Here is a 24166-nt window from a genome sequence, read left to right as displayed (position 1 = left end):
TACCATTGGCAGTGAAAAAAGCTGTCACCTGACAAAATTAGCGCAAAAAAAACGCCTCCGAAGAGGCGTCTATTGTCTGCGAAAACTTATTTCTTTTTCGCTTTCGGGTTCGGCAGATCGGTGATGCTTCCTTCGAACACTTCTGCGGCCAGGCCAACAGATTCATGCAGCGTCGGGTGCGCGTGAATGGTCAGCGCGATATCTTCCGCGTCGCAACCCATTTCGATCGCCAGACCGATTTCACCCAGCAGCTCGCCGCCATTGGTGCCGACAATCGCGCCACCGATAACGCGGTGAGTCTCTTTGTCGAAAATCAGTTTGGTCATACCGTCCGCGCAATCGGAAGCGATAGCACGACCAGAAGCAGCCCACGGGAAGGTGGCGGTTTCGTAGCTAATGCCTTTCTCTTTCGCTTCTTTCTCAGTCAGACCAACCCATGCAACTTCTGGCTCGGTGTAAGCGATAGACGGGATAACTTTCGGATCAAAGTAGTGTTTTTTACCGGCGATAACTTCAGCGGCCACATGACCTTCATGCACGCCTTTGTGCGCCAGCATCGGCTGACCGACGATATCGCCGATAGCAAAGATGTGCGGCACGTTGGTGCGTAGCTGTTTGTCAACGCGGATGAAGCCACGATCGTCCACTTCAACGCCTGCTTTGCCAGCATCGAGGTTTTTACCGTTCGGTACACGACCGATAGCCACCAGCACGGCGTCATAACGCTGCGCTTCAGCAGGCGCTTTTTTGCCTTCCATGGAAACGTAAATGCCGTCTTCTTTCGCTTCAACGGCAGTCACTTTGGTTTCCAGCATCAGGTTGAATTTCTTGCTGACGCGTTTGGTGAAGACTTTAACGATATCTTTATCTGCTGCCGGGATAACCTGGTCGAACATTTCAACCACGTCGATCTCTGAACCCAGCGCATGGTACACGGTACCCATTTCCAGGCCGATGATACCGCCGCCCATAACCAGCATACGTTTCGGTACGGATTTCAGCTCCAGCGCATCGGTGGAATCCCATACGCGTGGATCTTCGTGCGGAATGAACGGCAACTGAATCGGACGGGAACCCGCCGCGATAATAGCGTTGTCAAAGTTGATCACGGTTTTGCCGTTTTCGCCTTCAACTTCCAGCGTGTTCGCTCCGGTGAATTTACCCAGACCGTTGACCACTTTGACTTTACGGCCTTTCGCCATACCCGACAGACCACCGGTCAGTTGGGTGATCACTTTCTCTTTCCAGGTACGAATTTTGTCGATATCAGTTTTCGGCTCGCCGAAAACAATACCGTGCTCAGCCAGCGCTTTGGCTTCTTCGATAACTTTTGCTACATGCAGCAGCGCTTTAGAAGGGATACAACCTACATTCAGACAAACACCGCCGAGGGTGCTGTAACGTTCAACGATGACGGTTTCCAGACCTAAATCAGCGCAACGGAAGGCAGCAGAGTAACCTGCCGGGCCTGCCCCAAGTACCACGACCTGAGTTTTGATTTCAGTACTCATCATGACCTCTTATTGATTTCCGGCGGTCAGGGGTACTTCGTGTCGCCCTTCATCCACCGGGACGTTCTATCCGCCCGCAGTTTACAAAAATGTTAACAAATTTGAAACAACAAACGGCAAACGATTTGTCCTTTGCCCCTGATAACCCCAAAAGCCCAATGAGATTATCAGAAAAAAGCCGGCCGTCTGGCCGGCTTTCTCGATTACATCACCAGACGGCGGATGTCCGACAGCATATTGTTGATGATGGTGATAAAGCGCGCACCATCAGCACCGTCAATCACACGGTGGTCGAAGGAGAGCGAAATCGGCATCATCAGGCGCGGCATGAACTCTTTACCGTTCCAGACCGGCTCCATTGCAGATTTGGAGACGCCCAGGATAGCGACTTCCGGCGCATTCACAATCGGCGCGAAGTGGGTGGTGCCCAGGCCGCCGATGCTGGAGATGGTGAAGCAACCACCCTGCATTTCGCCAGCGGTCAGCTTGCCATCACGCGCTTTTTTGGAGATGACAGTCAGCTCGCGGGAGAGTTCGGTAATGCTCTTCTTGTTCACGTCTTTAAAGACTGGAACAACCAGACCATTCGGCGTATCCACCGCAACACCGATGTTGATGTATTTTTTCAGCGTCAGCTTCTGACCATCTTCAGACAGAGAGCTGTTGAAGCGTGGCATTTGCTCAAGCGCCGCAGCAACGGCTTTCATGATGAAGACAACCGGGGTGAATTTCACGTCCAGTTTGCGCTTCTCAGCTTCAGCGTTTTGCTGTTTACGGAAGGCTTCCAGATCGGTGATATCAGTTTTATCGAAATGCGTAACGTGCGGGATCATCACCCAGTTACGGCTCAGGTTAGCACCAGAAATTTTCTGGATGCGGCCCAGCTCCACTTCTTCAATTTCACCAAACTTGCTGAAATCCACTTTCGGCCACGGCAGCAGGCCCGGCAGAGAACCACCGGTTGCGCCAGCGGCAGGCGCGGATTCAGCGCGTTTGATCGCATCTTTCACGTAAGCCTGAACATCTTCGCGCAGAATGCGACCTTTACGGCCGGTGCCTTTCACTTTCGCCAGGTTAACGCCGAATTCACGCGCCAGGCGGCGGATCAGCGGCGTCGCGTGGACGTAAGCGTCGTTTTCAGCAAAGTCGGATTTGCCTTCAGCTTTCGCCGGAGCCGGTGCAGCAGCCGGTTTTGCCGCCTGAGGAGCCGGAGCCGCAGCAGCAGCCGGAGCGGCGGCAGGTGCCGCGCCTTCCACTTCAAACACCATGATAAGAGAGCCGGTGGAGACTTTATCGCCCACGTTCACTTTCAGCTCTTTCACCGTACCGGCGAACGGAGCCGGAACTTCCATAGACGCTTTGTCGCCTTCTACGGTGATCAATGACTGTTCAGCAGAGACTTTGTCACCCACTTTGACCAGTACTTCGGTCACTTCAACTTCGTCACCGCCGATATCCGGTACATTAACCTCTTTCGGGCCAGAAGCTGCTGCCGGCGCGCTTGCCGCAGCCGGTGCAGCCGCCTGTGCCGGAGCCGCTGCCGGAGCAGCGCCTGCAACTTCGAAGATCATGATCAAGGAACCAGTGGAGACTTTGTCGCCAGTATTGATTTTGATCTCTTTAACAGTTCCGGCAAACGGCGCCGGAACTTCCATAGAGGCTTTGTCGCCTTCTACGGTGATCAGAGACTGTTCAGCCGCAACGGTGTCGCCTACTTTGACCAGGATCTCGGTCACTTCAACTTCGTCGCCGCCAATATCAGGTACGTTAACTTCTTTGGCAGCCGCAGCGGCCAGAGCAGCAGCCGGGGCCGCGTCTTTCTTCTCTTCTGCCTTAGCAGGTGCAGCGGCTGCTGCACCATCGGCGGAATCGAAAATCATGATCAGTTTGCCGGTCTCGGTTTTATCGCCAACAGAGACTTTGATCTCTTTAACGATACCAGCCTGCGGAGACGGGACTTCCATAGAGGCTTTATCGCCTTCTACGGTGATCAGCGACTGTTCAGCGGAAACGGTGTCGCCCACTTTGACCAGGATCTCGGTGATTTCAACTTCATCAGACCCGATGTCCGGTACATTGATTTCGATAGCCATTATCTCTTTACCTCTTACGCCAGACGCGGGTTAACTTTTTCTGCATCGATGTTGAATTTGGTGATTGCTTCCGCCACCACTTTCTTGTCGATTTCGCCACGTTTAGCCAGTTCGCCCAGCGCTGCTACCACCACGTAAGAAGCATCAACTTCGAAGTGGTGACGCAGGTTTTCACGGCTGTCAGAGCGACCGAAGCCGTCAGTACCCAGTACGCGGTAATCATCAGCCGGTACATAAGTACGAACCTGCTCAGCGAACAGTTTCATATAGTCAGTCGATGCCACTGCCGGAGCGTCGTTCATCACCTGAGCGATGTACGGAACGCGCGGAGTTTCCAGCGGGTGCAGCATGTTCCAGCGCTCGCAATCCTGGCCATCACGCGCCAGTTCAGTGAAGGAAGTGACGCTGTACACGTCAGAGCCCACGCCGTAGTCGTTCGCCAGGATCTGCGCTGCTTCACGCACGTGACGCAGGATAGAACCGGAGCCCAGCAACTGAACTTTACCTTTGCTACCTGCAACGGTTTCGAGTTTGTAGATACCCTTACGGATACCTTCCTCAGCACCTTCCGGCATTGCCGGCATGTGGTAGTTTTCGTTCAGCGTGGTGATGTAATAGTAAACGTTCTCTTGTTTCTCGCCGTACATACGCTCCAGACCGTCATGCATGATGACAGCAACTTCGTACGCGTAAGCCGGATCGTAAGAGATACAGTTCGGGATAGTCAGCGACTGAATGTGGCTGTGGCCATCTTCGTGTTGCAGACCTTCGCCGTTCAGCGTTGTACGACCGGAAGTCCCCCCTACCAGGAAGCCACGAGCCTGCTGGTCGCCAGCCTGCCAGCACAGGTCGCCGATACGCTGGAACCCGAACATGGAGTAGTAAATGTAGAACGGGATCATCGGCAGGTTGTTGGTGCTGTAAGAGGTCGCAGCCGCCAGCCAGGATGCGCCAGCACCCAGTTCGTTGATACCTTCCTGCAGAATCTGACCTTTTTCGTCTTCTTTGTAGTAAGCAACCTGCTCACGGTCCTGCGGGGTGTACTGCTGGCCGTTCGGGCTGTAAATACCAATCTGACGGAACAGACCTTCCATACCGAAAGTACGCGCTTCGTCGGCGATGATCGGCACCAGGCGATCTTTGATCGATTTGTTCTTCAGCATCACGTTCAAGGCACGAACGAAAGCGATAGTGGTAGAGATCTCTTTGTTCTGCTCTTCCAGCAGTTGGGAGAAATCAGCCAGCGCAGGCAGTTCCAGCTTCTCGGTGAAGTTCGGCTGACGAGACGGCAGGTAACCTTTCAGCGCCTGGCGACGTTCATGTAGGTATTTATACTCTTCAGAACCTTCCGGGAAGGTCAGGTAAGAGAGGTTTTCAACCTGCTCATCGGTTGCCGGAACATTGAAACGGTCGCGGATATAACGCACACCGTCCATGTTCATTTTCTTAACCTGGTGGGCAATGTTTTTACCTTCAGCGGTATCACCCATGCCGTAACCTTTAATGGTATGGGCCAGGATAACAGTCGCTTTACCTTTGGTTTCCTGCGCTTTTTTCAGTGCAGCGTAGATTTTTTTCGGATCGTGACCACCACGGTTCAGCGCCCAGATCTGCTCGTCAGTCCAGTCTGCGACCAGCGCTGCAGTTTCCGGATATTTACCGAAGAAGTGCTCACGAACGTAGGCGCCGTCTTTGGATTTGAAGGTCTGGTAGTCACCATCAACGGTTTCGTTCATCAGTTGGATCAGTTTACCGCTGGTATCTTTACGCAGCAGCTCGTCCCAACGGGAACCCCACATCACCTTGATCACGTTCCAGCCAGCACCAGCAAAGATGCCTTCCAGTTCGTTGATGATTTTACCGTTACCAGTGACCGGGCCATCCAGACGTTGCAAGTTACAGTTGATGATGAAGCACAGGTTGTCCAGTTTTTCACGGGTGGCGATAGTGATCGCACCTTTGGATTCCGGCTCATCCATCTCGCCATCGCCAAGGAAAGCGTAAACGGTTTGTTCAGAGGTATCTTTCAGACCGCGGTGTTCCAGATATTTCAGGAACTTCGCCTGGTAGATCGCACCAATTGGGCCCAGACCCATGGATACGGTCGGGAACTGCCAGAATTCCGGCATCAGTTTCGGGTGCGGATAAGATGACAGGCCCTTGCCGTGCACTTCCTGACGGAAGTTGTTCATCTGCTCTTCAGTCAAACGACCTTCGACGAACGCACGCGCGTAGATACCCGGAGAGATGTGGCCCTGGAAGTAAACCAGATCGCCGCCATCTTTCTCGTTACGGGCGCGGAAGAAGTGGTTGAAGCAAACTTCATATACGGTCGCAGAAGACTGGAAGGAAGCCATGTGGCCGCCCAACTCAAGGTCTTTTTTAGAGGCACGCAGAACCGTCATGATTGCGTTCCAGCGGATAGCTGAACGAATACGTCGTTCCAGTTCCAGATTGCCAGGGTATTCCGGCTCATCTTCAACGGCAATAGTGTTTATATAGTTGCTCGCCCCTGTGCCAGCTGCCACTTTCACACCGCCTTTGCGGGCTTCAGAAAGGAGCTGGTCAATCAGATACTGAGCACGCTCAACACCTTCTTCACGGATGACCGATTCGATCGCCTGTTGCCAGTCGCGAGTTTCGATCGGATCCACGTCATTTTGGAAACGTTCTGACATGGGGGGTATTCCTTATCTATCTAATACGTTGATTTGTCTGGAACCTGTCCCATTGAGCCCTTCGAAAAAGACACAATAAGACAGGTTCTGCGTTTAGTTGCCGCGCTCTAAAGTTTGGCGCTGGTGTTACAACTCTTCCGGCACAAATTGCACCAGAAAATCTTAATTCTTTCTCTGCTCTAACCGACGCAGCGAGCGTTCACGACGGCTCTGCTCACGGCTTCTGTCCAGCAAAATCTCTTCGATAAATGCCAGGTGGCGGTGCGACGCTTCACGCGCCTCTTCCGGCTGCCCGGCCATGATCGCCGCAAAAATACTTGAGCGGTGATTACTGACCAGCGGGAGCATCTCCCGGCGTGCGTACAGCAATTCGAAGTTCTGCCGGACGTTTTGCGCCAACATGGGCTCCATGCAGCGTAGCAAATGAAGCAGCACGACATTGTGCGCCGCTTCGGTTACGGCAATTTGATACTGCACGACAGCGCTGGACTCCGCGTCTAAATCCCCGGACTGCTGCGCCAGTTCAATCGCCTGGTGCAACTCGCCAATACGCGCCTTGTCTTCATCTGTGCTGCGCAGCGCTGCGTAATAAGCCGCTATGCCTTCTAGCGCATGGCGGGTTTCAAGCAGGTCAAATTGGGATTCGGGATGATCGTTGAGCAGTTCTACCAGCGGATCGCTGAAGCTCTGCCACAGACTGCTCTGGACAAAAGTCCCGCCACCCTGGCGACGAAGGAGCAGACCTTTCGCTTCGAGGCGCTGAATGGCCTCGCGCAGTGAAGGACGAGAAACATCGAACTGTTTCGCCAGTTCGCGCTCTGGAGGAAGTTTTTCACCGGGACGTAAAGTCCCCTCGAGAATCAAAAACTCCAGTTGCTGCTCAATCACATCGGATAGTTTTGGTTGGCGGATTTTGCTGTAGGCCATGGTTCCCTGTCTCTGCCATTCGCCGGAGTAAATTGGTCTTACCAATTTCACGTTCTTGACGCTAAAGTAACAAAGTATTCACCTCATGTCCATACAGGTTTTGATTGAAATCAGGAAACCACGCACATTTTAACGATCGTACAGAAATAACGTTTCAAAAATGTAACCTTGCACAAATATCTCATTTACCTCGAAAGAGGCAGTTTTAACTTTCCCGAAACGCTGACTAAGACATATGAACCGATTCAGTTGGTTCATTTTTGATTTTTTATGCATTTAATTTGCATAATAATAAAATAAGCGTTCGAGAAGGGAGTAGTTGGAGTAGTGGCAAACGGTTTCTTTTTCATCAGTCGTCATCATCGCTTCATAAAGCAGATGCATTCACGCGCACTTACCACTATTCTTGGCACTACGAAAGAGTCAGGCGAAAAATTACGCCAGCAATTCGTAAACAATAAAATACAAAAATGGAATTTATTTATTACACGCAAACGACAGCGTAAACATAATAACCACACACGAGGTTTCATGATGGAAGGTCAACAGCACGGCGATCAGCTAAAGCGCGGCCTTAAGAACCGCCATATTCAGCTTATTGCGCTGGGTGGCGCTATTGGGACCGGCCTTTTTCTGGGCAGCGCATCGGTCATTCAATCTGCCGGTCCCGGTATTATTCTGGGCTACGCCATTGCAGGTTTTATCGCCTTTCTGATCATGCGTCAGTTGGGCGAAATGGTCGTAGAAGAGCCAGTAGCCGGTTCATTTAGCCACTTTGCTTATAAATATTGGGGTAGCTTTGCCGGTTTTGCTTCTGGCTGGAACTACTGGGTGCTGTATGTACTGGTGGCGATGGCGGAACTGACTGCGGTCGGGAAGTATATTCAATTCTGGTGGCCGGAAATCCCGACCTGGGTCTCTGCTGCGGCCTTCTTTGTCATCATTAACGCCATCAACCTGACCAACGTGAAAGTGTTTGGTGAGATGGAGTTCTGGTTTGCCATTATTAAGGTATTCGCGGTCGTCGCCATGATCATTTTCGGCGGTTGGCTGCTGTTCAGCGGTAGCGCTGGCCCGCAGGCGACCGTACGTAACCTGTGGGAACAGGGCGGCTTCCTGCCGCATGGTATCGGTGGACTGGTGATGATGATGGCGATCATTATGTTCTCGTTTGGTGGCCTTGAGCTGGTAGGGATCACCGCCGCAGAGGCCGATAACCCGGAACAGAGCATTCCAAAAGCCACCAACCAGGTTATCTATCGTATCCTGATTTTCTATGTTGGCTCATTGGCGGTGCTGCTCTCGCTGATGCCGTGGACCCGTGTAACGGCAGATACCAGCCCGTTTGTGCTAATTTTCCACGAACTGGGCGATACCTTCGTCGCCAATGCGCTGAACATTGTGGTGCTGACTGCCGCCCTCTCTGTTTATAACAGTTGCGTTTACTGCAATAGCCGTATGCTGTTTGGCCTGGCAAAGCAGGGCAATGCGCCCAAGGTACTGCAAAAAGTTGATAAACGCGGCGTACCGGTAAACACCATCCTGACTTCCGCGCTCTTTACCGCGTTGTGTGTGCTGATCAACTACTTCGCACCGGAATCGGCATTCGGTCTGCTGATGGCGCTGGTAGTTTCCGCACTGGTAATCAACTGGGCGATGATCAGCCTGGCGCATATGCGTTTCCGTCGTGCGAAACAGTTGCAGGGCGTGACGCCTCGCTTCCCGGCGTTGTTCTATCCGCTGGGTAACTGGATCTGCCTACTGTTTATGGCCGCAGTGCTGGTGATCATGCTGATGACGCCTGGCATGGGAATTTCGGTCTATCTGATCCCGGTATGGATTGCTGTACTGGGTGTCGGCTATCTGTTCAAACAGAAAAGTGCAAAAACCGTAAAAGCCAGTTAATCCTTGTCTGAACACCCCTTTCTCTGCTCGGGAGAGGGGTATTATCCAACGTTACCTTGGTTTCGCTCCGGCGCTGGTCGGCATAGATTGATGCGGTTACCGACCCGCTGATGGGCGCAATCCTGATCGCTATAACTCGTCTGAAAACGATTCGCTGACAAGAACACGGGATACCTGATTTCGGCATCCCGGCTGCGGATAATCAGTAAAATTCTGGCACGCTATCAGATCAGTGTGCCGTAAATCGTCAACAACGCGACCACAACGACCAGCACCAGCGAGGTTTTTTTCGCCATCGACACTGCGGCTTTCGGCGTCTCGACTTTGTCCAGATGCGGCTCGCGCGCCAGTGAGAACTGTGCGAGGCGCGTCAGCACCTGGTATTGCGATGTATGGCCGTCCCCAAGGGAAGCAAACCAGGCAGGCAACGCCTTTTCGCCGTGCCCAACCAGCGCATACACCACGCCAGCCAGCCTGACAGGCACCCAGTCCAGCACATGTAAAATGGCATCAATGCCTGACTGCTGACGTTCGTTAGGTGTCTGGTAACGCGCCAACCACGACTGCCAGGCACGCAAAAACGCATAACCTACCAACAGTACCGGCCCCCAGTATGCGCCGACAATAAACCAGAACAGCGGGGCCAGATAAAAGCGGAAGTTGATCCAGACCAGCGCGTTTTGCAGTTCGCGTAAAAACTCATGCTCATTGCATCCCGGCGGCACGCCGTGTATCAGTGTTAGCTCATTCGCCATTGCTTTATGGGCATGGCTGTCATTATGTACCGCCGCCTTCAGGTAAGCGTGGTAATGCAGACGCACCTTACCCGCGCCAATACATAGCACGCCAATCAGGATCCAGACCACCAGCAACGGTACGTTGAAAAACATCCCCTGCAACGCACGCAGGATCAAGAAAGTCACCAGCATCGCCAGCACTGTCATCAACAACGTACGGAACATCGAGTAACACTTAACCCGCCGGAACAGCACTTCCAGCCGGTGATCCAGTTGCCAGTGCTCTCCCAGTTTAAACAGCCGTTCTGCTGCCAGCACCAGCAGCATGGTGAATAACGTCATGGCATCTCCTTTTCTGACGAGTCGGCGACCAGCGCACGGAATCTGGCCCAGTCGAAAGCGGGTCCGGGATCGGTTTTCCGTTGCGGCGCAATATCGCTGTGGCCGGTCATATTGTTGGCAATCGACGGATAAAGCTCAATCAGCTTTCGCGTCACCGCCGCCAGTTGCTGATACTGCGCGTCGGTATACGGCAGATTATCGGTGCCTTCAAGCTCGATCCCAATCGAGAAATCATTGCAGCATTCCCGACCATGATAAGAGGATACGCCTGCATGCCAGGCTCGTTTATCAAAAGGCACATATTGCACAACCTCGCCATCACGGCGGATCAGGCAATGCGAGGAAACTCGCAGATGAACAATTTCGGCGAAAAAGGGATCGGCACCGGGATCGAGCGTACCGGTGAACAACGCGTCTATCCACGGGCCGCCAAATTTGCCGGGCGGCAGGCTAATATTATGTACCACCAGCAGTGAAGGCTGTTCATCGTCCGGGCGGCAATCAAAATGGGGAGACGGCACATGCCGCGCTCCCATCAGCCAGCCCTTGCGTAACGGCATAAGGAACTCCTTTAAGAGGATGGTGCTGAAACACGCTTCAGAGTAGCATGTCCGGGCGATGCCCCATAATGGTCTCCCGAACAGGGCATCGCCTAACTTTGTGATTCGTTACCCTTTTTGGAGTTTATCATGCCGCCTCGCCGCTATAACCCCGATCTTCGACGTGACGCGCTGCAAAAACGCATCGAACTGGATATCCCCACTGCTGTCGCCCAGGCGCTGCGGGAAGATTTGGGCGGAGAAGTTGACGCTAACAATGACATTACCGCGCAATTATTACCGCCAGAGAACCGCTCTCATGCGGTGGTCATTACCCGCGAAGACGGCGTATTTTGCGGTAAACGCTGGGTTGAAGAAGTTTTTATCCAGCTAGCTGGCGACGACGTGACGCTGACCTGGCTCGTTGCCGATGGCGACACGATCCGCGCCAATCAACCGCTGTTTGAACTGGAAGGCCCTTCCCGCGTACTGCTGACCGGCGAGCGTACAGCGTTAAACTTTGTGCAAACGCTCTCCGGCGTAGCCAGCGAAGTACGGCGCTATGTGGATTTGCTCAGCGGAACCAAAACCCAGCTCCTCGATACACGTAAAACGCTGCCGGGCCTGCGCACTGCACTGAAATATGCGGTGCTGTGCGGCGGCGGCAGCAACCATCGTCTGGGTCTTTCCGACGCTTTTCTGATCAAAGAAAACCATATCATTGCTGCTGGCTCCGTTCGTCAGGCGGTAGAAAAAGCGTTCTGGCTGCACCCGGATGTCCCGGTGGAAGTAGAAGTTGAAACGCTGGAAGAGCTGGACGACGCGCTGAAAGCAGGTGCTGACATCATCATGCTGGATAACTTCGAAACCGACCAAATGCGCGAAGCGGTCAAACGCACCAACGGCCAGGCGCGGCTTGAAGTTTCCGGCAATGTGACGAGCAAAACGCTGCGTGAATTCGCCGAAACCGGCGTCGATTATATCTCCGTTGGCGCGCTGACCAAGCATGTGCACGCCCTCGATTTATCAATGCGTTTTCGCTGAATCACCTCTACAGAGAGACGGGCCCACAGGCCCGTTTTTGCGAACGCCCTTCCATAAATAATACGACACTTTGCAAAAGCGTTAAAAATGCCGGAATTCATTATCACAAAATCATTTTTGCCCCTCGTCTACCGATTCATGTGCTGACACAGTGACGGCTCTGCATAAGGAGCTGTTTAATGAAACGACAACAAGGATTTACTTTAATCGAATTGATGGTGGTGATTGGCATCATTGCGATCCTGAGCGCCATCGGCATTCCTGCCTACCAAAACTACCTGCGTAAAGCCGCCCTCACCGACATGCTGCAAACGTTTATTCCGTACCGTACTGCCGTTGAACTTTGTGCGCTGGATCGTGGTGGCGTGGATAGCTGCGATGCCAGCAGCAACGGTATACCGTCCCCTACTACTACCCGCTATGTTTCGACGATGAGCGTAACAAAAGGCGTGGTCTCGCTGACCGGGCAAGAGAGCCTGAATGGGCTGAGCGTGGTGATGACGCCGCAGTGGAGCAACGCCGATGGAATGCAGGGTTGGGCGCGCAGTTGCAACATTCAGGCAGATAGCTCGCTCCAGCAGGCTTGTGAAGATATTTTCCGGACCGGCAAGTAAGGAGCGCCAATGCAGCCCGATAAACTCAGTGCGTTATGCCAGCGCCATAATGCGGTCATACTTAAAAGCGAAAACGATCTCTTAACGATTGCTGTGGTTGAAACACCCAGCACCGAATTAATGGAATCACTCACTTTTGCTGCTCAGAAGCGTGTCGATATTCGCTGCTGGACGCCAGAGCAAATGGATAAACATTTGCAGATGAAAGCGCAAACCGTGGTACCGGTAGTACAGGAAGAGAGCGGTACTGCCGCGATGGAGATCGTGGAACATACGCTTCAACAAGCGCTGATGTTATGCGCTTCAGATATCCATTTTGAACCCGGTGAAACACACTATACCATTCGCCTGCGCGTCGATGGCGTGCTGCATCCACTTTCGCCTCTGCCCTGCACGCTCGCCAGCACACTGACCGCAAGGCTAAAAGTACTCGGCAATCTCGACATCGCCGAGCACCGTCTACCACAAGATGGGCAGTTTAGTCAGGAAATTTGTGGGCAATCGATCTCGTTTCGCATTGCCACACTCCCCTGTCGTCACGGAGAGAAAGTGGTCCTGCGCCTGCTGCATCAGGTTAAGCAATCGCTGGAACTGGAAGTGCTGGGAATGACCGACCAACAGCGGGTGCTGTTTAACGCCGCACTGGCGCAGCCGCAAGGATTGTTGCTGGTTACTGGCCCAACAGGCAGCGGTAAAACCGTCACACTGTACAGCGCATTGCAGGCGCGAAATAAACCAGAAGTTAACATTGCCAGCGTGGAAGATCCCGTAGAGATCCCGCTCGCCGGACTAACACAGACACAAATCAATCCGCGCAGCGGGTTGACCTTTCAGAGTGTATTGCGCGCGCTGTTACGCCAGGATCCGGACATCATCATGATTGGCGAAATTCGCGATGGTGAAACCGCAGAAATCGCGATAAAAGCCTCCCAGACTGGCCATCTGGTACTGTCAACACTGCACACCAACTCCACCTGCGAAACGCTGGTACGCATTCAACAAATGGGCGTTGCCCGCTGGATGATCTCCTCGGCACTGTCGCTGGTGGTGTCGCAACGACTGGTGCGAAAACTCTGCCCGCACTGCCGAAAACTTGCTATGGAGAACATTCATCTTCCCGGTACGCTGTGGCCTCGTCCGCTACCGCACTGGCGGGCCGAAGGCTGTGAACAGTGCTATCACGGTTTTTACGGGCGACTGGCACTGTTTGAAGTCCTCGCCATCACACCGGAAATACGTCAGGCCATCGCGGACAATATGAGTACGGCAGAGATCGGGCTACGGGCGCGGCAGAGTGGCATGACCACGCTGTTTGAACATGGTTGCCAGGCCGTGGAACAAGGGTTGACCACCTTTGACGAACTGATACGCATCCTGGGCTTCCCTGATGGCGAGTAAACATCTGTGGCTGTGGTCCGGGCTTGATAACAGCGGCGCCCTGCAAAACGGTACGCACTGGAACGAAAATCGCGACAACGTGGTGTTGCTGTTGCATCAGCGGCAAATCCATCTGCTGACGTTGAAACGCTGTCCGGTACGTCGCGGGCTCTGGCAAGCGGAGCATGGATGCTCTGTTTTGCAGCAACTTGCCACTCTTCTGCAAGCCGGTCTGACATTACCGGAAGGGTTACAACTGCTGGCGGGGCAACACCCTGCCAGACAGTGGCAGGCGCTGTTGCTTCAGATTGCGCAAACGCTGGAGCAGGGGGAAACATTTTCGGCTGCGCTACGTCAGTGGCCTGATGTATTTCCTCCGCTCTGGCTGGCGATGATTCGCACTGGCGAGTTAACCGGTAAACTGGATGAGTGCTGTTTCAAGCTGGTGAGCCAACAGCAAGCGCAAAGGGAGCTGGCGTTGAAAGTGAAAAAAGCGCTTCGCTATCCGCTAATTATCCTCTCTCTGACGGCAGCAGTGGTGCTGGCAATGATATACCTGGTATTACCTGAGTTCTCAGCCATCTACCAGACATTTAACACACCACTTCCGGCGCTCACGCGGGGTGTCATTGCCACCGCTGACGTTATGAAACGCTGCGCCCTGCCGTTGATAGTATTCACGGCGATGCTACTCGGCGTCATGAGATCGCTACGTAATCACACCAGTTGGCTTCGTTACCGACAGCGGCTGCTACTGGCCACGCCAGTAATGGGTCAGTTGATACGCGGGCAGAGACTCAGCCAGATATTTACCGTCCTGTCGCTGACGCAGCGTGCGGGTATCGCCTTTTTGCAGGGGCTGGAAAGTGTTCAGGAGACGCTTACCTGCCCTTACTGGCGCGATATCCTGCAACGTGCACATCAGGAGATAACTCAGGGCATGTCGATAGCTGCCGCCCTGAAAGAGAGCGGTGAATTCCCGACGCTGTGTATTCAGTTGATTCATACAGGCGAGGTTTCCGGCGCGCTGGATACGATGTTGCACAACCTGGCGCAGCATCATAGCGAACAAACTCAGCATCAGGCGGATGGTCTGGCAGCCGTGCTTGAGCCGTTGTTACTGGTAGTGACAGGGTTGATAATCGGGGTGCTGGTTGTGGCAATGTACCTGCCCATCTTCCATCTTGGGGATGCGATGAGCAGTGCGGGGTGAGCGCAGGCGCGGCATAACGCGGCGCCTGTTTAGCGATTACAGGCTATTGAAAACGCGGTTTTCCTGTTCCTGAACGCGAATAAAGGTAGTACGTTTGGTCAGCTCTTTCAGACGAGAGGCGCCAACGTAGGTACAGGCTGAGCGCAGACCGCCCAAAATGTCGCGCGCAGTATTATCTACGGGCCCTCGTAGCGCCAGCTTGACGGTTTTACCTTCTGCAGCACGGTAACCGGCAACGCCGCCAACGTGGCGATTCATTGCAGATTCAGAGCTCATGCCATAGAACAGCATGAATTTTTCACCGTTCTCTTCAACCACTGTGCCGCCACTCTCTTCATGTCCTGCCAACATACCGCCCAACATCACGAAATCTGCGCCGCCACCGAAGGCTTTCGCTACGTCGCCAGGAACGGTGCAGCCGCCATCGCTGACAATCTGGCCGCCCAGTCCATGCGCAGCATCAGCACATTCGATTACCGCAGAAAGTTGCGGATAGCCAACGCCAGTTTTCACGCGCGTGGTGCAGACAGAACCCGGACCAATACCCACTTTGACGATATCGGCGCCGGAGAGTATCAGTTCTTCACACATTTCACCCGTCACAACGTTACCGGCACAGATAGTTTTATTCGGCCAGGCTTCACGCACTTTCGCAACAAACTGTACAAAATGTTCTGAATAGCCGTTCGCCACATCAATGCAGACAAAATTCAGCGAGGAATGTAGCGCAAGGATCTGTTTTGTCTTATCAAAATCAGCGTCAGATGTTCCGGTGGAAACCATTATATGGCGCAGCACATCCGCAGATTCGCGCTCAGTAAAATCCTTCCAGTCTTCGACGGAATAATGTTTATGCACGGCAGTGAGAATGTCGAATGAGGCCAGCGCTTTTGCCATCATAAAAGTGCCAACCGTGTCCATATTTGCGGCAATAATGGGTACGCCGGACCAGTTCATTCCAGAATGCTTGAAGGTAAACTCGCGCTCCAGCTCAACATCGGAACGACTTTTAAGGGTAGAGCGTTTAGGGCGGATAAGAACGTCTTTGAAACCTAACTTCAGATCTTCTTCGATACGCATGTGCGGATTCCTGGGGTTAATGGCGGAAATACAAACTCACAACTCCAGTGACGCTATCATACGCGCTAATAAGGGCTGCGCAAGACTGCGAATTTCTCTTTTTTTACGCTACAATCCTATAAATTTACCTGGTGAATCGGCAAGTTCAGGTTAATCGATTTCCTTGTCGCTTGATTAACTCACAACACATTGATTATCCTGGTAAATAGATTCGATCTTTTACGTTTTTCTTCCCTTTTGCAGGTGATAAAAAAGCGCCATGAATATGGCGAAAGAGAACGTGGATAGTGATGTCAGGCAGACCCATTTTGGGATGAGGTATTATGGGGTATACGGTCGCGTTAACCGGCGGCATCGGCAGTGGGAAAAGTACCGTAGCGGATGCTTTCGCACAGCTTGGGGTTAACGTTGTCGATGCGGATATTATTGCGCGTCAGGTCGTGGAACCGGGTTCGCAAGCATTAAGTGCCATTACAGCACGTTTTGGTGCAGAAATACTCCTTGCCGACGGCTCACTAAACCGCCGGGCATTACGTGAACGTATTTTTGCTTCCCCGGCTGATAAAGAGTGGCTCAATGGTCTGCTCCATCCGTTAATTCATCAACAGACCCAGCGTGAGATCGCGCAGGCAACATCGCCTTATGTACTGTGGGTTGTTCCCCTGCTGGTGGAAAACCAGCTGTATCGTAAAGCCGACCGGGTTTTGGTGGTGGATGTCCCGGTTGAGACTCAAATTGCACGCACCACGCAGCGTGATGGCGTTAGCCGCGAACATGCAGAACATATTCTTGCAGCTCAGGCCACACGCGAAGCGCGACTTGCCGTCGCTGACGATGTTATTGACAATAATGGTACACCAGGTGCGATAGCATCGGATGTTGCCCGCCTGCACTCCGCGTATCTGGAATATGCTTCGCAGGCCGTATCACAGGAAAAACAGTAATGCACACCCACATCCTTTTTGAACACCCGCTTAACGAGAAGATGCGTACCTGGCTGCGTGTCGAATTTCTGCTTCAGCAACTCACCGTCCGTTTACCGCTGAGCGACCATGCTGATGCGCTGCACTTTTTCCGTAATGTCGGTGATTTACTGGATGTGTTCGAACGCGGCGATACGCGTACGGAACTATTGAAAGAACTGGAACGCCAGCAGCGAAAATTGCGCGCCTGGAGCGAAGTGGATGGAGTGGATCTTAACCGTATTGAATCCCTGCGCCAGCAACTGAAAGAGAGCAGCAATATCCTGATGGCCGCGCCACGTATCGGCCAGCTTTTACGTGAAGACCGATTAATTGCGCTGGTACGCCAGCGTCTGAGTATCCCTGGCGGGTGTTGCAGCTTTGATCTGCCTACGCTGCACATGTGGCTGCATTTGCCGCAGGAGCAACGTGATGCGCAGGTCGCGGTCTGGCTGGAAAGCCTCGATCCGCTCAAAGCAACGTTACATTTAATCCTTGATCTGATCCGCAACGCCGCGCCATTCCGCCATCAGACCAGCCTGAATGGTTTTTACCAGGATAATGGCGAAGATGCCGATTTACTGCGTCTGAAACTGATGCTGCGAGATCGGCTGTATCCGCAAATTTCCGGGCATAAGAGCCGTTTTGCTATCCGCTTTTTACCCCTCGACAGCGAAAACGGGATCGTCCCGGAACGGCTGGATTTTGAACTGGCCTGTTGTTAAGGAGCCAATATGACTGAAGCAACCATTGTTAACTGCCCAACCTGCGGGAAATCTGTTGTCTGGGGCGAAATCAGCCCGTTTCGCCCCTTCTGTTCCAAACGCTGCCAGCTCATCGATCTGGGAGAATGGGCTGCGGAAGAGAAACGCATCGCCAGCTCTGGCGAACTGTCAGACAGCGATGAATGGAGCGAAGAGCAACAGTAATGTTTTTACCGCTGGCGCACAGCACCGATTAACGCTGCGCCAGCCGGGTAATAATGGGTTCGTTAGCTGGCGGGAAATCTTCCGCTTTCAGCATCTGTTGTGCTATCCACTCTCCCGGCTGTCCCTCTTTTCCCCACGGCTCCCCTTCCCAGCACTCAACCAGCCAGAACCACAGCGTGATATGGCGATCAGGAAACTGATACTCCAGCTTATCAAACAGTGTTGCACTCAGCGGTGTAATACCGACTTCTTCTTGTAATTCACGGCTCATCGCCTGTTCTGGCGTTTCGCCCGCTTCGATTTTACCGCCCGGAAACTCTAGTTTATTGGCCATGTGAGCATCCGCAGCACGGCGCGTAATAAAGATTTCTCCTTGCGGGTTGCGAATGATCCCAACAGCAATGTTGAGTATTTTCATTAGGCTGGCTCCATAAAAAAGGCGCAGATATCTGCGCCTTTTAGATTTTTATCAAAAAGTTACGCTAAACGGCCGTGGCACTGTTTGTATTTTTTACCCGAACCGCAAGGGCATGGATCGTTACGACCCACTTTACGCTCGCCCGTCTGTGCAGCAAGTTCTGCGGCCGCTGCGGATTCATCATCCTGATGGCTCAACTGTTGCATTTGCGCCAGACGCTCAGCCTCCTGGCGACGCTGCTCCTCCATCGCTTCCACTTCTTCCGGCATACGCACCTGCACCTTGCTCAGCGTACTGATAACTTCATATTTCAGCGACTCCAGCATCGCTGCAAACATAGAGAAGGATTCGCGTTTGTACTCCTGCTTCGGATCTTTTTGCGCGTAACCACGCAGGTGGATACCCTGGCGCAGGTAATCCATGGCTGCCAGATGCTCTTTCCACAAGGAGTCCAACGTCTGCAACATCACGCCTTTTTCAAAGTGGCGCATCATTTCCGCACCTACCACGTCTTCTTTGCGCTGGTAAGTTTCAACAGCGTTCTGCAGGATGCGCTCGCGAAGCGTCTCTTCATGCAGATCCGGCTCTTTATCCAGCCATTCCGCAATCGGCAGATCGAGATCGAAGTCATTTTTCAGGCGCTCCTGCAGGCCCGGAACATCCCACATCTCTTCCAGAGACTGCGGCGGAATATGCGCGTCGATGGTAGCTTTGAAAACGTCCTCGCGAATGCTGTTGATGGTTTCACTTACGTCAGATACATCCAGCAGTTCGTTACGCTGAGTATAAATAGCACGGCGCTGATCGTTGGCAACATCATCATATTCCAGCAGTTGCTTACGAATATCGAAGTTGCGGCTTTCCACTTTACGCTGCGCGTTGGCAATCGCCTTGGTGACCCACGGATGCTCAATCGCTTCGCCCGGTTTCATCCCCAGCTTACGCATCATGCCGGAAACACGATCGGAGGCGAAAATACGCATTAGCGCATCTTCCATAGAAAGGTAGAAACGGGAAGAGCCGGCATCGCCCTGACGACCGGAACGACCACGCAACTGGTTATCGATACGACGAGATTCGTGACGCTCGGTACCGATAATATGCAGACCGCCAGAGGCCAGCACAGCATCATGACGTACCTGCCAGTCCGCTTTCACTTTTGCGATTTGCTCTTCGGTCGGATTTTCAATCTCAGCCAGTTCTGCCTGCCAGCTACCGCCCAGCACGATATCCGTACCACGGCCCGCCATGTTGGTGGCAATGGTTACCGTGGCAGGGTAACCCGCCTGGGCAACGATATCCGCCTCTTTGGCGTGGAATTTGGCGTTCAGCACGTTGTGCTCGATACCCGCTTTGGTCAGCTCCTGAGAGACAACTTCTGATTTTTCAATGGAGATAGTCCCTACCAGCACTGGCTGGCCTTTGGCAGTACGCTCTTTAATATCTTCGATAATAGCCTGGATTTTTTCCGCTTCGGTCATGTAGACCAGATCCGCCATATCTTTACGAATCATCGGACGGTTTGTCGGCACAACAACCGTATCCAGTTTGTAGATCGAGCTGAATTCAAATGCTTCGGTATCTGCCGTACCGGTCATACCGGCCAGTTTTTCATACAGACGGAAATAGTTCTGGAAGGTAATGGAAGCCAGCGTCTGGTTTTCATTCTGGATTTCCACGCCTTCTTTGGCTTCAACCGCCTGATGCAGACCATCAGACCAGCGACGCCCCTGCATGGTACGACCGGTGTGTTCATCAACGATGATCACTTCACCATCTTTAACAATATAGTCCACGTCGCGGGTGAACAGTGCATGGGCACGCAGTGCCGCGGTGACGTGGTGCATCAGCATAATGTTGGCCGGGGAGTAGAGCGACTCGCCCTCGTCCATGATGCCTTCTTTTACCAGCAGCTCTTCAATCAGCACCAGGCCGCGTTCGGTCAGCGTTACCTGACGCGCTTTCTCATCCACCGAGAAGTGGCCTTCGCCCTGGAAAGTGTCAGAATCCTCTTTCTCCTGGCGAACCAGGTAAGGAATGATTTTGTTCACTTTTTTGTAGAGTTCAGAGCTGTCTTCCGCAGGCCCTGAGATGATCAGCGGGGTGCGCGCTTCATCGATGAGGATGGAGTCAACCTCATCCACTAGTGCATAGTGCAGTTTACGCTGTACGCGCTCTTCAGGGCTGAATGCCATGTTATCGCGCAGGTAGTCAAAACCGTATTCATTGTTGGTGCCGTAGGTAATATCGGCAGCATAAGCTTCACGCTTGGCAACAGAAGGCATACCTGGCAGGTTAATACCGACTGTCAAACCGAGGAACTCAAACAATGGACGGTTGTTTTCGGCATCGCGCTGCGCCAGATAATCGTTCACCGTCACAACGTGAACGCCTTTACCACTCAGGGCATTCAGGTAGGCTGGCAGGGTCGCTGTCAGGGTTTTACCTTCACCAGTACGCATTTCCGCGATGCAGCGATCGTTCAGTACCATACCGCCCAATAACTGCACATCAAAGTGGCGCATGCCAAACACGCGCTTGCTCGCTTCGCGAACCACTGCAAAAGCTTCAGGCAACAGATTATCTACCGCCTCGCCCTTTTCCAGACGGGCGCGAAACTCTGCGGTTTTACCTTTCAGTTCTTCATCACTTAGCTGCTCCATGGCCGGTTCCATGGCATTGATCTGAGTGACAACTTTACGCATGCGACGCAGTGTACGATCGTTGCGGCTACCGAATACTTTTGTTAATAACTTGATTAGCATAATAAAAATCTCAAACGCTCCGCGCGGCGGAACTAAAAAATGGATGAAAGGCTCTTTTTTTTAGCTGAAGCGTTGAGGGCCTGCGCGAATGCCCTGCACCTGGCTCACCCAGGCGGGCACGCTAAACGCAGCAAGCGGCGTAGAAGGGATATAAACAGGCACCCGGACAATCGTCGGCGGCTTGCTTTCGAGCATCAGCAGTGAGCTGAGCGAATCCAGCAATGCCAGATGATGAGCCTGAATGGGCAATGACTCTTCCGTTGCTACAGGTAGCGCCTGAGGCACCATAGCGAACGAAAGATGGCGAATCACAGTACGAATGGCGTGTTGATGCCAGTAATCTACAGTAAAGTTCGGGCGCCGCTTCGCTTCCAGCAAGGAAAAACTGGTAAAATTGACGTTGTTGACGCCATCGTGATTACGAGTCGTTTCACGCGCAGGCTGGTGTGACTCAGCGCTACAGGCAAATGCAGGCAAGCCAAAACTCGCCGCGACCATCCCTAATAAGAGATGCGGCCAGAAATAGCGTCTACCAAATTGTCTCCAGCACGTCAGTATTCCGTTCACCTGCTCCACCCAAAAAATCACGCTTGTCCGATTTTGCTTCTGTCGGTGTCGTTTTGCGCCCAAATATTACCACTAAAGCCGCCAGCACCGCAGTAGTATTCAGGCTTCAGAAGGGCGAAATTGACCAGGAAAGCAGCAAACACACCGCTTAAAGCGGAAAAAAAGATAATTCTGCACAGAAGCAGGAAAATACGTGGCGGGAGAAGAAGCAATAAAAACGACTGGTTCCCCTGACCGGAGAGAGTGCCAGGTTAACCAGTCGATTTTGTGGTTATGGTGTTATGCCAGAACCATTGACGGTGCTTTAAATGCCAGCGGCAATTCGGCGTCGTCTTCGAAAGTCACATATTCCCAGGCTTCCTGTTTTGCCAGAACAGCCTGCAATAGTTTGTTGTTTAATGCGTGGCCCGATTTATATGCGGTAAACGCACCAATGATATTGTGACCACACATGAACAAGTCACCAATAGCATCCAGCATTTTATGGCGAACAAATTCATCTTCGAAACGAAGTCCGTCTTCGTTCAGTACGCGATAATCGTCAACAACGATGGCACAATCGAAGCTACCGCCCAGGCACAGTCCACGAGACTGGAGGTATTCGATATCACGCATGAAACCGAAAGTACGCGCACGACTAATCTGGCGCATAAATGCGTCGGCAGAGAAGTTCATTGCGTAGCGTTGAGTGCTTGCATCAATCGCCGGGTGGTGAAAATCGATGGTAAAGTCGAGAGTGAAACCATTGTGAGGTCTGAACTCAGCCCATTTATCACCGTCTTCAACACGCACCGTATCTTTGATACGAACGAATTTTTTGGCGCTGTTAAGCTCTTCGAGCCCTGCATCCATTAGCAGATAAACGAAAGGTGCAGCACTGCCATCCATAATGGGAATTTCCGGCGCATCGACTTCTACAATAATGTTGTCGATACCCAGCCCCGCCAAAGCAGCATTTAAGTGCTCTACGGTAGAAATCCGCACGTCATGCTCGTTGACCAGACAAGTACAGAGCATAGTATCACGCACAGATTTAGCATCAGCCGGAAAATCTACCGGTGGATTCAAGTCAGTGCGACGATAGATGACCCCGGTATTTGCCGGCGCAGGGCGCAACGTCAGTGTGACTTTCTTGCCGGTATGTAAACCGACACCAGTCGCCTGAACGATACGTTTAAGTGTCCTTTGTTTGATCATCGTATAATCTCGCCTTATTACCAATCCATCCGAAGTGTATAACACAATCGGTGGGGCAGTTTAGCACAAAGAGCGACGAAGCCCAACTTCCAGTATATTCTTAGTCCGCTTGCTTGCGCAGGAACGCCGGAATATCCAGATAATCAGGTTCTTTAGTGGTTTGCGGTGTATTGTCGTTAACCACTTTCGCCGATTTCTGCTCCTGTTGCATTGGCTGCATGCCGTGCTGCTGATAGCGATCCATCACTGGCTGCTGCGTCTGTTTGTTGGTCACCAGCGTAATTTCTGGACGTTTGTCCATGCCGATACCTGTCGCAACGACGGTCACACGCAGTTCATCATTCATATCCGGATCAAGGGACGTCCCGATAACCACTGTCGCGTTATCAGATGCGAAGGCACGGATAGTGTTACCCACCGTTTCGAACTCATCCAGACGCAGGTCGAAGCCAGCAGTAATGTTAACCAGCACACCGCGAGCGCCAGAAAGATCAATATCTTCCAGCAGCGGGCTGGAGATCGCCATTTCTGCCGCTTCTTCCGCACGATCTTCACCGCTGGCCACACCGGAACCCATCATCGCGTAGCCCATTTCGGACATTACGGTGCGCACGTCAGCGAAGTCAACGTTCATCAGGCCCGGACGCGTAATCAGTTCAGCGATACCCTGCACAGCGCCTTTCAGCACATCGTTCGCTGCACCGAATGCATCGAGCAGAGAAATACCACGGCCAAGCACTTTCAATAACTTGTCGTTCGGGATAGTGATCAGCGAGTCCACATGTTTGGACAGCTCAGTGATACCCTGTTCAGCAAATGCCATGCGCTTCTTGCCTTCAAAATTGAAAGGCTTGGTCACCACAGCTACCGTCAGGATACCTAAATCTTTAGCGACTTCAGCCACGACAGGAGCCGCACCCGTACCGGTACCACCACCCATACCTGCTGCGATAAAGACCATATCAGCACCTTCGAGCGCAGCGCGCAGGGCTTCACGATCTTCTTCAGCCGCATTGCGACCAACTTCAGGGTTTGCTCCAGCGCCCAGACCTTTGGTGATGCCACCGCCGATCTGAATGGTTTGCCCCACCGCTGTTTTACGCAACGCCTGCGCGTCGGTATTTACGGCAAAGAATTCAACACCCTCAATGCGCTCGCGCACCATATGCTCTACGGCGTTGCCACCGCCGCCACCGACGCCGATGACTTTAATCACCGCGTCGTTGGTTAATTCCATCGGTTCAAACATAATTTCTCTCCGTTTTGTG

20 protein-coding genes are annotated in these 24166 nt (G+C 52.7%); 8 read left to right on the top strand and 12 right to left on the bottom strand.

Annotated elements, in window-relative coordinates; genetic code table 11:
• Window positions 1-86: 86 nt before the first annotated feature.
• The 4 genes from lpdA to pdhR form a co-directional block, all read right to left on the bottom strand.
• Window positions 87-1511 carry a dihydrolipoyl dehydrogenase gene (gene lpdA / locus GA0061070_RS00940; RefSeq protein WP_090132993.1) on the bottom strand — a complete coding sequence of 475 codons (1425 nt, stop codon included), beginning with the start codon at window positions 1509-1511 and terminating at the stop codon, window positions 87-89.
• A gap of 203 nt (window positions 1512-1714) precedes the next feature.
• Window positions 1715-3604 carry a pyruvate dehydrogenase complex dihydrolipoyllysine-residue acetyltransferase gene (aceF, locus tag GA0061070_RS00935; RefSeq protein ID WP_090132861.1) on the bottom strand — a complete coding sequence of 630 codons (1890 nt, stop codon included), beginning with the start codon at window positions 3602-3604 and terminating at the stop codon, window positions 1715-1717.
• Window positions 3605-3618: 14 nt separating this feature from the next.
• A complete protein-coding gene (aceE, locus tag GA0061070_RS00930) occupies window positions 3619-6282 on the bottom strand; it encodes a pyruvate dehydrogenase (acetyl-transferring), homodimeric type (protein ID WP_090132859.1) in 2664 nt (887 codons plus the stop codon).
• 162 nt (window positions 6283-6444) lie between these two features.
• On the bottom strand, window positions 6445-7209 hold the full coding sequence (pdhR, locus tag GA0061070_RS00925; protein ID WP_090132857.1) for a pyruvate dehydrogenase complex transcriptional repressor PdhR: 765 nt from the start codon (window positions 7207-7209) through the stop codon (window positions 6445-6447).
• A gap of 531 nt (window positions 7210-7740) precedes the next feature.
• Here pdhR and aroP point away from each other — a divergent pair.
• Window positions 7741-9114, top strand: a complete 1374-nt coding sequence (gene aroP / locus GA0061070_RS00920; RefSeq protein WP_090132991.1) for an aromatic amino acid transporter AroP — start codon at window positions 7741-7743, stop codon at window positions 9112-9114.
• Between the two features lie 224 nt (window positions 9115-9338).
• Here the strand turns inward: aroP and ampE are convergent, their stop codons facing one another.
• Window positions 9339-10193, bottom strand: coding sequence for a beta-lactamase regulator AmpE (ampE, locus tag GA0061070_RS00915; RefSeq protein ID WP_090132856.1), 855 nt, complete (start codon window positions 10191-10193; stop codon window positions 9339-9341).
• Window positions 10190-10753, bottom strand: coding sequence for a 1,6-anhydro-N-acetylmuramyl-L-alanine amidase AmpD (ampD, locus tag GA0061070_RS00910; RefSeq protein WP_090132854.1), 564 nt, complete (start codon window positions 10751-10753; stop codon window positions 10190-10192). Before ampD ends, ampE begins: the two co-directional genes overlap by 4 nt.
• A 129-nt stretch (window positions 10754-10882) precedes the next feature.
• On the opposite strand from ampD, the gene nadC reads away from it, so the two are divergent.
• From nadC to hofC, 4 genes are all read left to right on the top strand, one after another.
• Complete coding sequence (nadC, locus tag GA0061070_RS00905; protein WP_090132852.1) at window positions 10883-11776, top strand: carboxylating nicotinate-nucleotide diphosphorylase; 894 nt, start codon at window positions 10883-10885, stop codon at window positions 11774-11776.
• 179 nt (window positions 11777-11955) lie between these two features.
• The gene (gene ppdD, locus GA0061070_RS00900; protein ID WP_090132850.1) at window positions 11956-12390 is read left to right on the top strand and encodes a prepilin peptidase-dependent pilin; all 435 of its coding nucleotides are present in this window, start codon (window positions 11956-11958) and stop codon (window positions 12388-12390) included.
• Between the two features lie 9 nt (window positions 12391-12399).
• Window positions 12400-13788, top strand: a complete 1389-nt coding sequence (gene gspE / locus GA0061070_RS00895; RefSeq protein WP_090132847.1) for a type II secretion system protein GspE — start codon at window positions 12400-12402, stop codon at window positions 13786-13788.
• Window positions 13778-14980: a protein transport protein HofC gene (hofC, locus tag GA0061070_RS00890; RefSeq protein ID WP_090132845.1), complete on the top strand. Its 1203-nt coding sequence runs from the start codon at window positions 13778-13780 to the stop codon at window positions 14978-14980. The genes gspE and hofC overlap by 11 nt, the downstream gene beginning before the upstream one ends.
• A gap of 36 nt (window positions 14981-15016) precedes the next feature.
• Here hofC and GA0061070_RS00885 read toward each other — a convergent pair whose 3' ends face one another.
• Window positions 15017-16060, bottom strand: a complete 1044-nt coding sequence (locus GA0061070_RS00885; protein WP_090132843.1) for a GMP reductase — start codon at window positions 16058-16060, stop codon at window positions 15017-15019.
• A gap of 323 nt (window positions 16061-16383) precedes the next feature.
• Between GA0061070_RS00885 and coaE the strand changes: the two genes are divergently transcribed.
• The 3 genes from coaE to yacG are packed head-to-tail and all read left to right on the top strand — an operon-like array spanning window position 16384 to window position 17951.
• Window positions 16384-17004 carry a dephospho-CoA kinase gene (gene coaE / locus GA0061070_RS00880; protein WP_090132841.1) on the top strand — a complete coding sequence of 207 codons (621 nt, stop codon included), beginning with the start codon at window positions 16384-16386 and terminating at the stop codon, window positions 17002-17004.
• Complete coding sequence (gene zapD / locus GA0061070_RS00875) at window positions 17004-17747, top strand: cell division protein ZapD (RefSeq protein WP_090132839.1); 744 nt, start codon at window positions 17004-17006, stop codon at window positions 17745-17747. The genes coaE and zapD overlap by 1 nt, the downstream gene beginning before the upstream one ends.
• Before the next feature lie 9 nt (window positions 17748-17756).
• Window positions 17757-17951: a DNA gyrase inhibitor YacG gene (gene yacG / locus GA0061070_RS00870; protein ID WP_090132838.1), complete on the top strand. Its 195-nt coding sequence runs from the start codon at window positions 17757-17759 to the stop codon at window positions 17949-17951.
• A gap of 28 nt (window positions 17952-17979) precedes the next feature.
• On the opposite strand, the gene mutT is transcribed toward yacG, so the two are convergent.
• The 5 genes from mutT to ftsZ all read right to left on the bottom strand — a co-directional run bounded on the left by mutT (window position 17980) and on the right by ftsZ (window position 24147).
• The gene (gene mutT / locus GA0061070_RS00865) at window positions 17980-18369 is read right to left on the bottom strand and encodes an 8-oxo-dGTP diphosphatase MutT (protein ID WP_090132837.1); all 390 of its coding nucleotides are present in this window, start codon (window positions 18367-18369) and stop codon (window positions 17980-17982) included.
• A gap of 59 nt (window positions 18370-18428) precedes the next feature.
• Window positions 18429-21134, bottom strand: coding sequence for a preprotein translocase subunit SecA (gene secA / locus GA0061070_RS00860; protein ID WP_090132836.1), 2706 nt, complete (start codon window positions 21132-21134; stop codon window positions 18429-18431).
• Between the two features lie 60 nt (window positions 21135-21194).
• Entirely contained in the window at window positions 21195-21701 is a 507-nt protein-coding gene (gene secM / locus GA0061070_RS00855) for a secA translation cis-regulator SecM (RefSeq protein ID WP_167353517.1), read from the bottom strand.
• 279 nt (window positions 21702-21980) lie between these two features.
• Entirely contained in the window at window positions 21981-22898 is a 918-nt protein-coding gene (gene lpxC, locus GA0061070_RS00845) for a UDP-3-O-acyl-N-acetylglucosamine deacetylase (RefSeq protein ID WP_090132833.1), read from the bottom strand.
• 100 nt (window positions 22899-22998) lie between these two features.
• The gene (gene ftsZ, locus GA0061070_RS00840) at window positions 22999-24147 is read right to left on the bottom strand and encodes a cell division protein FtsZ (protein WP_090132831.1); all 1149 of its coding nucleotides are present in this window, start codon (window positions 24145-24147) and stop codon (window positions 22999-23001) included.
• Window positions 24148-24166: the final 19 nt, after the last annotated feature.

Origin of the sequence: Kosakonia oryziphila, from assembly GCF_900094795.1 — a bacterium.
GTDB classification, from domain to species: domain Bacteria; phylum Pseudomonadota; class Gammaproteobacteria; order Enterobacterales; family Enterobacteriaceae; genus Kosakonia; species Kosakonia oryziphila.
The sequence above is the reverse complement of the archived record's forward strand: the minus strand, read 5'-3'. Positions and strand labels throughout refer to the sequence as shown.

What these genes read in the sequence shown, in the direction of transcription:
- coaE (WP_090132841.1), top strand. Translation starts at nt 16,384, where the DNA reads ATGGGGTATACGGTCGCGTTAACCGGCGGCATCGGCAGTGGGAAAAGT.
- lpxC (WP_090132833.1), bottom strand. Translation starts at nt 22,898, where the DNA reads ATGATCAAACAAAGGACACTTAAACGTATCGTTCAGGCGACTGGTGTC.
- pdhR (WP_090132857.1), bottom strand. Translation starts at nt 7,209, where the DNA reads ATGGCCTACAGCAAAATCCGCCAACCAAAACTATCCGATGTGATTGAG.
- aceE (WP_090132859.1), bottom strand. Translation starts at nt 6,282, where the DNA reads ATGTCAGAACGTTTCCAAAATGACGTGGATCCGATCGAAACTCGCGAC.
- hofC (WP_090132845.1), top strand. Translation starts at nt 13,778, where the DNA reads ATGGCGAGTAAACATCTGTGGCTGTGGTCCGGGCTTGATAACAGCGGC.
- gspE (WP_090132847.1), top strand. Translation starts at nt 12,400, where the DNA reads ATGCAGCCCGATAAACTCAGTGCGTTATGCCAGCGCCATAATGCGGTC.
- aroP (WP_090132991.1), top strand. Translation starts at nt 7,741, where the DNA reads ATGATGGAAGGTCAACAGCACGGCGATCAGCTAAAGCGCGGCCTTAAG.
- ppdD (WP_090132850.1), top strand. Translation starts at nt 11,956, where the DNA reads ATGAAACGACAACAAGGATTTACTTTAATCGAATTGATGGTGGTGATT.
- mutT (WP_090132837.1), bottom strand. Translation starts at nt 18,369, where the DNA reads ATGAAAATACTCAACATTGCTGTTGGGATCATTCGCAACCCGCAAGGA.
- ampD (WP_090132854.1), bottom strand. Translation starts at nt 10,753, where the DNA reads ATGCCGTTACGCAAGGGCTGGCTGATGGGAGCGCGGCATGTGCCGTCT.
- ftsZ (WP_090132831.1), bottom strand. Translation starts at nt 24,147, where the DNA reads ATGTTTGAACCGATGGAATTAACCAACGACGCGGTGATTAAAGTCATC.
- ampE (WP_090132856.1), bottom strand. Translation starts at nt 10,193, where the DNA reads ATGACGTTATTCACCATGCTGCTGGTGCTGGCAGCAGAACGGCTGTTT.
- zapD (WP_090132839.1), top strand. Translation starts at nt 17,004, where the DNA reads ATGCACACCCACATCCTTTTTGAACACCCGCTTAACGAGAAGATGCGT.
- lpdA (WP_090132993.1), bottom strand. Translation starts at nt 1,511, where the DNA reads ATGAGTACTGAAATCAAAACTCAGGTCGTGGTACTTGGGGCAGGCCCG.
- aceF (WP_090132861.1), bottom strand. Translation starts at nt 3,604, where the DNA reads ATGGCTATCGAAATCAATGTACCGGACATCGGGTCTGATGAAGTTGAA.
- secA (WP_090132836.1), bottom strand. Translation starts at nt 21,134, where the DNA reads ATGCTAATCAAGTTATTAACAAAAGTATTCGGTAGCCGCAACGATCGT.
- GA0061070_RS00885 (WP_090132843.1), bottom strand. Translation starts at nt 16,060, where the DNA reads ATGCGTATCGAAGAAGATCTGAAGTTAGGTTTCAAAGACGTTCTTATC.
- yacG (WP_090132838.1), top strand. Translation starts at nt 17,757, where the DNA reads ATGACTGAAGCAACCATTGTTAACTGCCCAACCTGCGGGAAATCTGTT.
- nadC (WP_090132852.1), top strand. Translation starts at nt 10,883, where the DNA reads ATGCCGCCTCGCCGCTATAACCCCGATCTTCGACGTGACGCGCTGCAA.